This window comes from Spirosoma aerolatum (assembly GCF_002056795.1).
GTDB classification, from domain to species: Bacteria; Bacteroidota; Bacteroidia; order Cytophagales; family Spirosomataceae; genus Spirosoma; species Spirosoma aerolatum.
This window is the reverse complement of sequence record NZ_CP020104.1, coordinates 4,937,456-4,950,581: the sequence shown is the minus strand read 5'-3', so window position 1 is coordinate 4,950,581 and position 13,126 is coordinate 4,937,456. Positions and strand designations below refer to the sequence as shown.

Sequence of the window (13,126 nt, the reverse complement as noted above, 5' to 3'; positions counted from 1 at the left end):
CCTTCCCCTTTCCGAATTAATCTTCTTTAGCGACGTTGGCAAGCCGAGCTTCACAGGCTTCGTCGGTACATTGGCCGTAAAAAACCAATGAATGGGACACAACCTGAAATTGAAGGGCCTTTCCGACATTTGTTTTGATAAGGTGCAGACGCGGATCGCAAAACTCTTTTACCCGATGGCAGAGCGTGCACACCAGATGAGCATGTTGTTGGCGACCCAGCGATTTTTCGTAGCGATATTTTGCATTGTCATCATCGCCAAACTGATGCCTGATGATCAAACCACACTCAATCAATACATCCAGGGTATTATAGACGGTTGCCCGACTTACACGATACGATTTTTCCTGCATAGCCTTAAACAAATCTTCGGCATCGAAATGATCATCGCGGGAATATACTTCATCCAGAATGGCAAATCGTTCGCCCGATCGACGTAACCCTTTAGCCAGAAGCCAGTCTTCGAATTTAATACGAGCAGTGGCAAGCAGTGTAGAAGAAGTTTGCATACATCAGAATAGTTTAAAGAAAGGAACCGGACAATGACCAGTTCCTTTACTATCGCTTTTAACCTATGAAACGTAGTTATCCATGTTACATTTATTGCCAGTACGAACGGCTGTTCATACTAGATTCAGGACCATCAGTTTGATTGAAGGCGTAGAAGTTGATGCAGATTCATGCGTCGAAGTGCCTGTTGCAATCCAGCCCGAAAACTATTGTATTCGACTTTTGATAAACTAAGCTGTATATCTGGATGACCGGTTTTAATGATCAGATAAGGCTGTCCATCGGGAAGGAGAACGCTGCTCTGGTCAAAGTTTACCGAGTCGAGAGTTTGACAGAGTCCAATAAACTCTTCATGCTTGAACCCCAATACCAGATTGTTATAAATCAGGCCAATACGCTGGCAGTGCTGGCACTGAGTAATATAGAAAGCCGTTTCTTCAAGCAGTATGAGTGGTTTGCAGGTAGTCATCGCTAGTTGATTTAATTGGAAATAGTGCCTGTGTCCGGCAATGGATTGAGTCGCGCGTCTCAAGACTGAAACATAACCGGTACACAGGGCTTAAGCTCGTTCGGTGTTTAATAAGTTTAATTACTTATTTAGACTAATTTTAAACAAACTTAAATCGACAGACGATTTCCCGCAAGGATTTGCCCCGGAATTTCTCAGGAAATTTTATGCAGATTATTCTGGAGGTACTATTCAGAGCTGTTGGTCAGACAGTTGCAGTGTTGTGCCTGGCCCTTTTTAGTGCTGTAATCCAATAGGGATTAGAGTTCCTGTCGCCTTTTACCTAAAAGGCTGGCACCCGGTAGGGGCGTAGTCGTCGGCAGCGATTCATTAGCTGAGGCTGGTGGAACTAGTCCTGGCGTTGTGCGCTTGCTGCCGAATATGTGATTGAAAGACCGAGTATACAATAAGCTGATACCCCCCCCCGTCGTAATGGTACTGGTCAGGTTGTACTGACTTAATATACTTTGCTGATTCCGGTTATATACTTTAGCACGCAGATGCCCATCAGGAGTAATAAAGTATTCCAGCGTCCATTCGCCGAGCAGACTGGCCGCGTTATACTGGCTCTGGCCGTAGGTAAAGCCACCATCGCGGCTGATCCGCAGCCGATCGTTGAGCAGTCGATACGAAAACCGCAACTGCAGGTTGTTGAGTAGATTATCGTTTTGGGTACTGGTGCTGGTAAATCCACCAAACGATACGCCTATGTCAAGGTTTTCGTTCAGATTCGAGGCCAGTCGGCTAATCTGATTTGAAATCAGTTCACTTACACTATTGGCAACCCCTGAGTTTACCTGCCCCTGATCGAACAGGCTGGTGCCTTCCGGTAATAACTGGTTGAATAACAGAACGCTACTTACCTGCCGGGTTAGCTCCTGATCGTTACTCTGTAGTCGTGATTCAAAAGCGGTAACTGCCTGCCGATAGGTTGACGACGAAGGGTATTCCTTAATGTCGAGATCGTAACCGATGGAGGGAGAGCCCAGTTCACCATTGAGTTTAATGACCAGATCGACCGGATACCGCCGGGTTTGTTCGGCCGATGTGGTTGTGGCTGACTGGTTGACAAGCAGGGGGGCCAGCGATGTATATTGGGTATAGGCTGCTGTTACATCCAGCAACGCCCCATACGGATCGCCAGTCCAGGTGATGCGGCTATTTGGACGGATCTCAAACCGCTTGTTAATGATGTTCTGGAAGGTGAAGGTGTAATCACCTTTGAGAATTTCATAATTGCCCGTCATGGTGAAGTCACCTTTCGTGTCGACTTTCATTGCTACCCGCCCCTGGCCATAAGCCTTGATAATATCGCCCGTCTGACGGTCTAACTGAATTTCACAATAGGCATCGGGAGTAATATCGAAGTTGAAATCCATCTGGATGCGCGACAGGTCGATTTCATTTTCTGATTCGGTGGCGGTTTGGCTGGTGGGTTTACCCGGCGTTTTACTACTCAGGTTGACAAACCGAATCTGGTCATCGGCATCGACCGACGTTGCCCCATCGAGAGGAATATAAATTCTGGTTCCTTTATTACTGGTTGCCGTAGACCTAATCGTCAGGTTGTCGGTTGGCCCATAGAGTTCGGCACGACCCGTCACGATGGCTTGTCCGTAAAAGGCATCATTGTCTTTAGCTGTGGTGTTCATGATGCGGAAATTCTTCAGATCCGCATCGAACCCAAGCGTAAAGTAGCGAAAGTAGTCATGATACACTCCTCCGCGCAGTGTAGCGGTATTGCCCTGCGGATCATGCAGCACCAACTGCCGGGTAATAATCTCATTTTCGCCGAAATAGATTTTATCATCGAACGCAAAATCTGCTTTCAGGTAATCGAATCGGCCGTGCCCACCCTGAATCGCTACCTCGCCTTTTAGAACGGGGGCGGCTGGTTTACCCGTTACGGCAATTGTTCCGCTGGCAATGCCACCCAGGTTCGAGAAAAGCCCGGTTGTGAAAGGTTCCAGCAAAACCAGATCGGCATTATTGACACTCGCTTTAACTGCCAGCGGGTCCGTTTTAAGCTGTGGATTATACGTTCCGATCAGGGTGACTACGTTGGCTCCGTTCCGGTTGATACTGGCCGTTACATCCACCCGCTGGGTCTGTGGGTCCCAGTCACCCTGGCCGCGAACATCGCCAATCAGGGCATTGTCGTATGAAAATGCTCGTACCGATAGGGCGCTTTCGATAATGGGCGTTTGGTAGATATTCCGTATCGCCATCGACCCATTCAGACTGCCACCTAATTTTGTGTTTAGAACGGAGTTTAAGGATGCCAGTAGAAAATTCTGGGCTTCGATGGCCAGGTGCTCAACTGAATCAGTCGAAATTTTGCCCGATGCCTGAACCAGTTGGGCCTCATTGACCAGCGACAGGTTACGAATGGTGTATTCATTCCCCACTTTTCGAATCAGACTTTCCGGGTTCAATACCCAGTTGCCGTTTAGTACGCGAAGTTTCGACTGGCGGAAGGTCAGGTCAATGGCGTCGCCTTTAAAGCGAAGCTCACCGTTTAAATCAGCATGATTGGTATAGGAGCCACTGCTGTCGGCTTGGTCAATATCACTCGTGAAGTCGATGTGGTCTACATCCCACGAGGCTTCAACCTGTAGGTTTTGAGTGGGCAGCAGCGAACTGAAGACTTGCCGTTTTGACGAAATAACGGCCGATGCCAGTACTTCTTCGTTGAGCTTAAATTTTGATGTCGTCAGGTCCAGATCGCTTGGCCCAAAGCTAATGCTACCAAAGTGCAGCGAATCGGTTTTGACGGTGGCTGTCAGAAAGGAGGTATTGTCTTCGGTAAAGCGGCCTTCCAGTCGTGTTGACGGGGCAATGTAGACGGGTGATCCCAGAAAGGTCAGTAAAGGCGTACTGTTTTTGGTAATCAACTGATAATCGACTCCATAGCGGGTTGGCGTATCAGCAGAACGACGACTGGCCAGCCGGGCTGCCGCTTCGCGTTTCTGAGCATAATATGTCTTCATGCCAGCCGCATCGCCTGCAAAATGAAGCGTATATTCACGTACGAGACGCTTCAGATCATCAATCGTACGCTGCGGTTCGAAATTCCCCTGAAGGCGTGTGGTCAGAAAATCGGAGTCGAGGTCGAAATAGCGCTGGCTGCCTATTGAATCGACGGTTACTCTGGCACGTTGTTCAATCGACGAGGTTAGATTCAGTTTCTCGATAGCCAGATTTCGCCCATTTCGACTGAGCATCGTATTGTTAAAAATAGCACTGCCAACAATGTCATCCAGTTTACTACCTTCCAGTTGTACGTCTACATTACTCTGAACAACCAGTGAATCGTTCAGATACCCCAAAGCTCGTAAATCGGCATGTTGGATATCCCCTTGAAAGTTGAAATGATTTCGTGGGCCGCTGAGATTAAATTCACCATCAAGGTCGAAGGATAAATTAGGATCGTGAATGTGCAACTGACCCTGAAATAAGGCTTTTTGCAGATTGCCACGGGCAGCTACTTGCTGGTAGGCGTACTGTTGCCAGCCAAATTGACTAAACTTGCCGTCGAAATCGATGGTTGCCCGCTTGAAATCAGTACCCCGTCCGGTAATGCGTCCTTCGCCCGTAATAGTACCGAACTCATCGGGTTGATCAATCAATTGTCCCAGATCGAGATTTTCGCTACGCAGGTTAGCCGTGTAGGTCGTCAGATCAGATTTATCGGCTAGTTTGAGGGCCAGGTCGCCTGTTACCGAGCCAATAGCCGTGCGGAATGTACCTTTGGTCCTGAAGTTATTAAAAGTGCCAACAAACGTAGCGTCGAAAGAAGCTGTGCCGAGTTTTTGAATGGTATGATTGAAGGACGTATCCGGGTAATACTGCCGAATGTCGGCCATGTTGACTACCGATGGCGTAAAGGCAAAATTGACCGTTGTATGATCGATGTCGGGCAGGCCTTTCCAGGCGATGTCTCCTGCCAGCCTACTTCGGCCATTTGGGCCAAAGCGAAGATCCGTTTTCTGCAACTGAAAGTCATTGACAGTGCCCGTAAAGTTGCCCGTCAGATACCAAGTTTCCTTCAGGCCACGCAGGTAGTCGGAGAAAAATCCCAAATCGGCCGACTGAACTTTGCTATCCCGAAAACGGGCCTGCATCAGTACCCGGCTATTGAAATCGCCAAACGCCGATGGTCTGTCGTATAAAAAAGTTAATTCATTACGAATGATGGAGTTACCAATGTGCGCATACAAGTCAGCAAGCTCCATTTTGGTATTGCAATACAGAAAGCGCGTGTCGAGTCGGCGGATTTTGATGCGCGAGTCACGATCAATACCGGACAAACTTTTGGCATCAAAGGCAATGGTATCGCCCAGCACTAAAAAATCACTGACTTCCGCATTAAGCTTCTGGAGTGTGAAGTGGTTATAATCGAAGCTATTCCGGTTGTGCATGAATGGCTCACGGGGATCTTCGAGGGTATATTTGCCATCGACCAGATGAATATGGCTGACAGTGAAGGGGACATTCTGGTTGGGTATACTTGGCTTGGTTGGGTCAGAGGTCAGCTCTTCGATTCGAGCAATAAAATCGTCAAGGTTCGTGTCGCCATTGGTTTTGTTCTTGATCATCCGTACATCGGGACGATACAGGACAATTTCATCCAGATGGATATTATGGGCGGATGAGTCGATCAGATTTCGGAGATTGTAGTCGGCATCGAGTCGGCCTATAACGATCATGGGGCGACCCTGACGATCCTGAATAGTGAGGTGTTCGAGGGTTAATGAATCAAACCATTTGATCGAAACCCCATCGATAGTAACCGGAAAAAGCAATTTTTTGGAAAGCCACTCGGCCCCTTCTTTAGCCAGGCGTGTCTGTACCGCCGGAATTTGCAGGCCCAGTAATATTCCCAACGCCAAAACTACTACCGTAACAAACAGGTAGAGCAGTGTTTTCAGGAATATAGAAAAAAATTGACGCATCCGGCGCTGGAAAGCCTAAGATAGAAAGAAAATTAAACAGTGTTTGGTTTGTAGTTTACGATTTACCGGCGCATATAAAGAACCACTAATGCGTCAGTCAGTTGTACACTAAAGCCGTAAACCAATAATTCAACCCTAATTTGATACCTTTTTGATGGAACGGTTTAACGACAACTTCCATTGTTTATTCTGGGAGAAATCATTATCCATTAGTTTTGTACGGTGAACATTTTAGCTATTGAGTCTTCCTGCGACGAAACATCGGCCTCTGTTTTGGTCAACGGTCATATTCGGTCGAACGTAATTGCCACGCAGTTAATTCACGAGCAATACGGCGGAGTAGTGCCTGAATTGGCTTCCCGAGCGCATCAGCAGCACATTCTGCCCGTAGTGAAACGGGCCTTGGCCGATGCAAATTTATCGAAAAATGCCTTATCTGCCGTCGCTTTTACACGCGGGCCGGGTTTATTAGGTTCGTTGCTGGTGGGCGCTTCGTTTGCCAAGGCGCTTGCCCTGGGGCTGAACATCCCGCTTATTGAAGTAAACCATATGCAGGCTCATGTGTTGGCGCATTTTATTGAAAACCCTAAACCGGCTTTTCCATTCCTATGCCTGACGGTGAGTGGAGGTCATACTCAGATCGTTCGGGTCGATGGACCGCTCAATATGACCGTGATCGGGCAGACGATGGACGATGCTGTAGGAGAGGCCTTTGATAAGTCGGCTAAGCTACTTGGGCTGCCGTATCCGGGTGGTCCGTTGGTTGATAAATACGCGAAAGCGGGGAATCCTCTGGCGTTTCGGTTTCCAATGAGCGAAATGCCCAACCTGGATTTTTCATTTAGTGGTATTAAAACGGCTATTCTCTATTTTCTTCGCGATCACACAAAGACCAATCCCGGATTTATTGAGGAGAACATGGCGGATATTTGCGCCAGCATTCAGCATACACTGGTGCAGATGTTACTCACTAAACTGAAGCGGGCTGCCCGCGAAACAGGTATTCGGGAAGTTGCGATTGCGGGTGGCGTATCGGCGAATAGCGGCCTCCGAACTGCGTTGACTCAACTGGGTGAATCACTGGGCTGGAAGGTCTACATTCCCCGATTTGAGTATTGTACCGACAATGCCGCCATGATTGCCATTGCCGCACAATTTAAGTATGAGCAGGGTGATTTTACGGCTCAAACCGTTAGCCCGATGCCGAGGATGGAATTGTAAAAGATTACCGTAAACTACTATGACTATTTCTGAACTCTACATCTATCCAATAAAATCACTCGGTGGCATTGCAGTAAACGAGGTGGTGGTTGAAGAAAAAGGGCTTCGGTATGACCGACGATTTATGCTGGTTACGCCATCCGGTGAGTTTTTAACCCAGCGGACTAATCCACAGATGGCCCTGATTGATGTAGCCATTGAGGGTGACGAACTACGGATTTGGCATCGTCAGCGACCAACTGATGTGCTGATACTCCCCCTTACGGTATCTGATTCAACGGAGTCTATGCTGGTTACTATCTGGGATAGTAAAGATGTTCCGGCTGTAACGGTGAGCCCAGAAGCCGATACCTGGTTCACCAACGTTCTGGGCCAGCCCTGCCGATTGGTATTTATGCCTGAAACGACCCGCCGGGCCGTCGATATGCAGTATGCCCTTAATGACGATGCGGTTAGTTTTGCCGATGGATACCCGTACTTACTCATTGGTCAGTGGTCGCTCGATTACTTAAATACCCGGCTTGCTACGCCTATGTCAATGCGCCGGTTTCGGCCTAACTTTATTGTGAACGGTAGTTTGCCGAACGAAGAAGATGGCTGGGGCGAGTTTCGCATCGGCGATCTGAATTTTTATGGGGTGAAGCCCTGTGCCCGTTGCGTATTGACGACTATCGATCCAGAAACGGGTGAGCAAGGTAAAGAACCATTGCGAACGTTGGCCACCTATCGACAATGGAAGCATAAGATCCTATTTGGTCAGAATATGCTGGTTAAATCGACCGGGGCGCCTATTGTCGGAACCGTTCGGGTAGGGCAACAGGTGGAGGTTATTCGGTATCAGGAACCCTGGCTGGCTCCGCCTATCGATCAGACGTTGCTGTAATTGTGGACAATTAAAATAAAATAAAGTAAACTTTCCTTTGCTAACCTATATCCGCAACATTTACTACATGAGCTTTCCGGTGGTCATCGGGGCTGTGCTGTCGAACCGAATGGCAGCCCGGTTATCGGATGTCGAACCAATTCACTGGGCTACTCCCGTTGTGCTGGCCTTAGTAGTCTTTATTATTTATACGGCAGATCGGTTGCTGGATGTGCGAAAATACGAGTTAGGGGCCTCCAGGTTACCCTTATCAGCCCGGCATCAGTTTCACCGGCACTATGCTACTCTGTTAGGGTGGGCCGTAATTGGGGCTGCTGTGCTAGTGATTATTCTGGCTTTTTTTCTGCCCGTCAGTGTCGTTAAGTTTGGTATTGTGCTCGGGGCTGTTTGTGTAGCGTATGTTGGTGCCGTATTTCGGCTACCGTCAAAGCATACGGCTTTATTGTTGAAAGAACCCCTTGTGGCAACGCTATATACCGCTGGCGTTTGGGGAAGCGTCTGGGTTCAACGGCCCGTGATTAGCTCGATCGACATAGCCGAATGCCTGATGTTTTTGGGGATTGCCTTTCAGAATCTGTTGCTATTTGCGATTATGGAACAGGAGGAGTCGCCCAGCCAGCCGATGTTTTCACTGGCAACTGAATGGGGAATTGACCGATGCGACATTATTCTTCGCTGGTTAACGTTTGGGATTATCGCCACCGGATTAATCCTGTGTTTCCTGACAAAAGATCGGTTTGCGCAGCGGTCGGCCATTATGCTCGCACTAATGAGTTTGACTTTATACGGTATTCAGCGGTATCCCGACTATTTTTTGAAGCATGAGCGCTATCGATGGCTCGGCGATGGTGTATTCTGGATGCCTGCCCTGGTGCTGTAAACGTAAAAAGTGAAGAATAACTGGATGAGTCTACTTTTTACGTTTCATTGCTCACTCTTCACTTTAACTTATGCATATTGAACACGTAGCTATGTGGGTTCGTAATCTGGAAACGATGCGGACCTTTTATGAAACCTATTTTGGCGCAACAGCCAACGATAAATATAGCAATCTCCGTAAAGGGTTTTCATCCTATTTTTTGACATTCCCCGGTGGGTGCGCTCGGCTCGAACTGATGCTCATGCCTGGAATAATCGATCTGGCATCGGATGGCTTGAGTCAATACCTGGGCCTGACACACCTGGCGATGTCGGTAGGTAGTCAAGAAACGGTTGATACATTAACCGAGCGACTTCGACGGGATGGCTATACCATTGCAGGAGAGCCTCGCCTAACAGGGGATGGCTATTACGAAAGCATTGTGCTGGACCCGGAAAATAACCGAATCGAAATAACGGTTTGATAGGTGTAGTTTGGCTTAATTACTTCAACGCCATTGACTTCACATGGCCTGTTTCTTTAACAACCCGTCTGTTCAGGATATCGAGGATGATCTGAGTCATGTACTCGCGTTTGTTGAATACGATATCGTGCCGATTTTCGGGAAGTAAAAACTGCTTCACCTTAGCATTGACCAAATGCTGCTGAGCAAACGATATATTGGTCGGATACACCAGTTCGTCGAGTTGGCCATGAAGCATGGTTATACTGGCTCGAATTTTAGGCCAGTCAGGCAGAATTGCTTCCAGGGCTTTCCGGTGAGCCAGTTTCTCATCGTTGGCCAATCGGAGCAGTGGTGGCACCCCCCAACGGACGAGAGGGCTGTTGGCAAAGTAACTAATAGGATACGTTCGCTCAAGACCTGGTCCCAGTGCCGACGAAACGAATACGACATGATCGACTCGGTCGGGATTGTTCATCGCGAGCCGCGCTGAAACCGAACCCCCATACGATGAGCCGACAACCATTAGATAGGGAGCCTTTTTGTAGCGGTCAATTAGTGGCTGAAGGTATTCGGCCTGCCGGATAATTGACGTTTCAACGCGTCCAAAATCAGAAAACCCATAGCCTGGTCTGTCAACGGCTACAAGCTGAGCCCGATTCAACAGCGTGGTGTCTTTAAAGAAATCCGTGAAAAACGAGAGCGAGCTAGGGGCGCCATGCACAAACAGAACTACCGGCAACGCAGAATCGCCGGGTTGGATCGGAGTCTCAATAAAGCGAATCGTCCGGGGAGGCTCCTCGGAGCCATCCGGATTTTTTAGACCAGCAACCTGATACGAATGAACAACCGGACGAATGCGCTGGCCCTTAAATTCAGCCACTATTTCCTGATCCGTAAGTCGGGATTCAAAAAACCAGGCACCTACAACGACACAAGCGGCCAAAACGAATAGCGTTAATAAACTCCAGCAAAGTATTCGTATGAACCGTTTCATAACCTGAATTGTGTGAATAGTACTCCTGCAAATTTTTAGCCAGCCGAATCCTGGATGGCTAAAAATTTGAGTAAATGGTTGAGCTACCGATTGCCGCCTGTGGTATCGGGTGGCGTGGTCGGCTCTACCTCCGATGGGGTTTGGAGTAAGAGCGAATCGCCTGATGCCCCTGACGTATCGGTCGAGTCAGATTCCTCGCTACTAGCTTCATCATCGGAAGGCCCACAGTTTAAATAGTTTTTAGTAATACCGTCTGCTTTCGGGAAAGGGCCCTGTAAGTTTTTAAAGTTCGGATCGGCATACACTTTTTCCAGAAACCGCCCGACCAGCGGTAACGCGGTTTTGGCGCCTTCGCCCAAATCCGTCGAGCGGAAATGGATACTCCGGTCATCGCCACCAACCCAGGCCCCAACCACCAGATTGTTTGATACACCAACAAACCAACCATCCGAGTTGTTCGACGTGGTGCCGGTTTTGCCCCCCATTTCATTGTGATTTTTAAATAAATCGAACGACCACAGGTTTTGTGATGTACCTCCCGACTCCTGCAAACCGCCCTGTAGCATATACCGCATCAGGAAAGCTGTTTCAGAACTGATGGCCCGTTTGTGCTGGCTCGTGAATGTTTCAATGACATTTCCATCCCGATCTTCGATGCGCTGAACAATCACCGGCTCTGTCGTTTCCCCATCATTGACGAATGTGCAATAGGCACTAACCAGCTCGTACAACGATACATCCGACGACCCCAGACCAATGGACGGTACGGCCTGTAGACGACTTTTGATGCCCATCCGGTGGGCGTACTCGGCAACCCGTTCCGGGCCAACCTGATCGGTTAACTGGGCGGTGATTGAGTTTACCGACCGGGCCAGTGCCCGGCGCAACGTCATGTTTGAATAGGTGTAATATCCGGTCGAATTGCGTGGTTCCCAGATTTTGTCTTCGCCATTCTCCCGATACTCCTTGCGGAAAGGTCGGTCCTGAACCCGGTCGCAGGGGCTCAGGTTAATCAAGGTATCGTCGATAGCAGTCGTATAGACGAACGGCTTGAATGTCGACCCAGGCTGCCGTTTGGCCTGTTTTACATGGTCGTATTTGAAGTAGTCATAATCCAGACCGCCTACCCAGGCCCGGATATACCCCGTGCGGGGGTCCATAGCGACCATACCGGCCTGCAAAAAATGCTTATAGTAGGCAATGGAGTCATAAGGCGTCATTTCGGTTGAATCGTAGCCCCGTTTATTGGTCCAACTGAAGACCCGCATTTTGTACTTCACATTTTTCATGTAGTACATGATCGAGTCGGGATAGAGAGGAAGAAAACGGCGGCTGAGTGATTTGTAGCGCTCGGTACGTCGGGCAACAGAGTCGATAAAACCGGGAAGTTCATTACCATCTTCATCCGTCCAGGGATTGCGACCACGCCAGTGATTGTCGAAGGTACGCTGCAACTGCTTCATTTTCTCGCTGGTTGCTTCTTCAGCATACTTCTGCATCCGCGAATCGACGGTTGTTATGATGCGTAAGCCATCGGTATACAGATCGTACCCATTCTCTTCCCCCCACTTTTTAACGAAATCCTGAACGGCATTCTTAAGGTAGCTGGCTGGGCCCGAATACGGATTCTCGGGCGTAAAATCGGTTTCCAGGGGTAGAGCACTGATGGAGTCGGCCTGGTGTTTGGTAAGAAATTTATACTTCGCCATCTGCGCCAGTACCACATTCCGCCGTTCACGCGAGCGGTCGGGGTGTCGTAGTGGGTTATAGCTGGTTGTTGCTTTCTGTAAGCCGACCAATACAGCCCCTTCCTGAACATTGAGGCTGTCGGGGACTTTGTTGAAAAACGTTCGGGCGGCCGTTTTCAAACCAAATGCATTACTGCCGAAATCAACTGTATTAAAATAGTAGGTAATGATTTCCTCTTTCGTAAAATTTCGTTCCAGTTTCAGCGCCATCAGCCATTCTTTCGACTTATAAATGACTTTGCGAATCAGTGGAATCCGGGTTAGTAGCCCTGTTTCCGTTTTTCGCCGGGTTTTAAACAGGTTTTTGGCTAACTGCTGCGTAATGGTAGACCCGCCCCCTTCGCGGCCCAGGCTAATGACTGCCCGGCCGATAGCGCGTGGGTCAATACCACCATGTTCGTAGAACCGGGCATCTTCAGTTGCGACCAGCGCATTGATGAGCGATTTGGGAATGTTCTCGTAATTGATCGGAGTTCGGTTTTCAGCATAAAATTTACCGATCATCACCCCATCCTGGGAGTAAATTTCCGACGATTGATTAAGTTTCGGATTCTTCAGTTCTTCAACACTGGGCATGGAGCCCGTGAGGTAGAGGAAGTTATAGTTCAGGATGAACACATAAATACCCAGGGCCAGAAATGCCCAGAGAAACCCTTTAATGCTGCCTTTGAGGTAAGGATAATACCAGGAGTCAGGATCAATGTATTGATGAATGAAGGCGCGTAAGCGATTTCGATATCCCTGATATGTGTTTACCCACGAGCTGACTCGTTCTTCACCGGCTATTCTGACGATTTGTCGGCCTACTCCGCGTCTGACGCTGCCCAGCTTACTCTGGCGTTGTCGAATCCGTTGTCGAAATGCACCAAAAGCGTGCCGAACGGCGCGGAATCGCTCCCTATATTGACTCATGCGTTGTATTGAAGAAAACTCTCTATGACTAGTATTTACAGCCAGACGCCAATTGGCCTGTTGCTGACAGC

General features: G+C 48.6%; 9 protein-coding genes. 4 read left to right on the top strand and 5 right to left on the bottom strand.

The window, feature by feature from the left end:
- Positions 1–16: 16 nt before the first annotated feature.
- The 3 genes from B5M13_RS20570 to B5M13_RS20560 all read right to left on the bottom strand — a co-directional run bounded on the left by B5M13_RS20570 (position 17) and on the right by B5M13_RS20560 (position 5,972).
- Complete coding sequence (locus B5M13_RS20570; RefSeq protein ID WP_080057448.1) at positions 17–508, bottom strand: Fur family transcriptional regulator; 492 nt, start codon at positions 506–508, stop codon at positions 17–19.
- A gap of 134 nt (positions 509–642) precedes the next feature.
- The gene (locus B5M13_RS20565; protein ID WP_080057447.1) at positions 643–978 is read right to left on the bottom strand and encodes a DUF6686 family protein; all 336 of its coding nucleotides are present in this window, start codon (positions 976–978) and stop codon (positions 643–645) included.
- Positions 979–1,277: 299 nt separating this feature from the next.
- Positions 1,278–5,972, bottom strand: a complete 4,695-nt coding sequence (locus B5M13_RS20560) for a translocation/assembly module TamB domain-containing protein (RefSeq protein ID WP_080057446.1) — start codon at positions 5,970–5,972, stop codon at positions 1,278–1,280.
- A 222-nt stretch (positions 5,973–6,194) separates the two neighbouring features.
- Between B5M13_RS20560 and tsaD the strand changes: the two genes are divergently transcribed.
- The 4 genes from tsaD to B5M13_RS20540 all read left to right on the top strand — a co-directional run bounded on the left by tsaD (position 6,195) and on the right by B5M13_RS20540 (position 9,419).
- Positions 6,195–7,193, top strand: coding sequence for a tRNA (adenosine(37)-N6)-threonylcarbamoyltransferase complex transferase subunit TsaD (gene tsaD, locus B5M13_RS20555; protein ID WP_080057445.1), 999 nt, complete (start codon positions 6,195–6,197; stop codon positions 7,191–7,193).
- Between the two features lie 19 nt (positions 7,194–7,212).
- Complete coding sequence (locus B5M13_RS20550; RefSeq protein WP_080057444.1) at positions 7,213–8,076, top strand: MOSC domain-containing protein; 864 nt, start codon at positions 7,213–7,215, stop codon at positions 8,074–8,076.
- 37 nt (positions 8,077–8,113) lie between these two features.
- A complete protein-coding gene (locus B5M13_RS20545; protein WP_080057443.1) occupies positions 8,114–8,956 on the top strand; it encodes a UbiA prenyltransferase family protein in 843 nt (280 codons plus the stop codon).
- Positions 8,957–9,026: 70 nt separating this feature from the next.
- A complete protein-coding gene (locus B5M13_RS20540) occupies positions 9,027–9,419 on the top strand; it encodes a VOC family protein (RefSeq protein ID WP_080057442.1) in 393 nt (130 codons plus the stop codon).
- Positions 9,420–9,438: 19 nt separating this feature from the next.
- Here B5M13_RS20540 and B5M13_RS20535 read toward each other — a convergent pair whose 3' ends face one another.
- Positions 9,439–10,395 carry an alpha/beta fold hydrolase gene (locus B5M13_RS20535; protein ID WP_080057441.1) on the bottom strand — a complete coding sequence of 319 codons (957 nt, stop codon included), beginning with the start codon at positions 10,393–10,395 and terminating at the stop codon, positions 9,439–9,441.
- A gap of 83 nt (positions 10,396–10,478) precedes the next feature.
- The gene (locus tag B5M13_RS20530; RefSeq protein ID WP_080057440.1) at positions 10,479–13,055 is read right to left on the bottom strand and encodes a penicillin-binding protein 1A; all 2,577 of its coding nucleotides are present in this window, start codon (positions 13,053–13,055) and stop codon (positions 10,479–10,481) included.
- Between the last annotated feature and the right edge of the window lie 71 nt (positions 13,056–13,126).

Coding starts and splice junctions, on each gene's coding strand:
- B5M13_RS20570 (WP_080057448.1), bottom strand. CDS start 508: ATGCAAACTTCTTCTACACTGCTTGCCACTGCTCGTATTAAATTCGAA.
- B5M13_RS20565 (WP_080057447.1), bottom strand. CDS start 978: ATGACTACCTGCAAACCACTCATACTGCTTGAAGAAACGGCTTTCTAT.
- B5M13_RS20560 (WP_080057446.1), bottom strand. CDS start 5,972: ATGCGTCAATTTTTTTCTATATTCCTGAAAACACTGCTCTACCTGTTT.
- B5M13_RS20550 (WP_080057444.1), top strand. CDS start 7,213: ATGACTATTTCTGAACTCTACATCTATCCAATAAAATCACTCGGTGGC.
- B5M13_RS20540 (WP_080057442.1), top strand. CDS start 9,027: ATGCATATTGAACACGTAGCTATGTGGGTTCGTAATCTGGAAACGATG.
- B5M13_RS20535 (WP_080057441.1), bottom strand. CDS start 10,395: ATGAAACGGTTCATACGAATACTTTGCTGGAGTTTATTAACGCTATTC.
- B5M13_RS20530 (WP_080057440.1), bottom strand. CDS start 13,055: ATGAGTCAATATAGGGAGCGATTCCGCGCCGTTCGGCACGCTTTTGGT.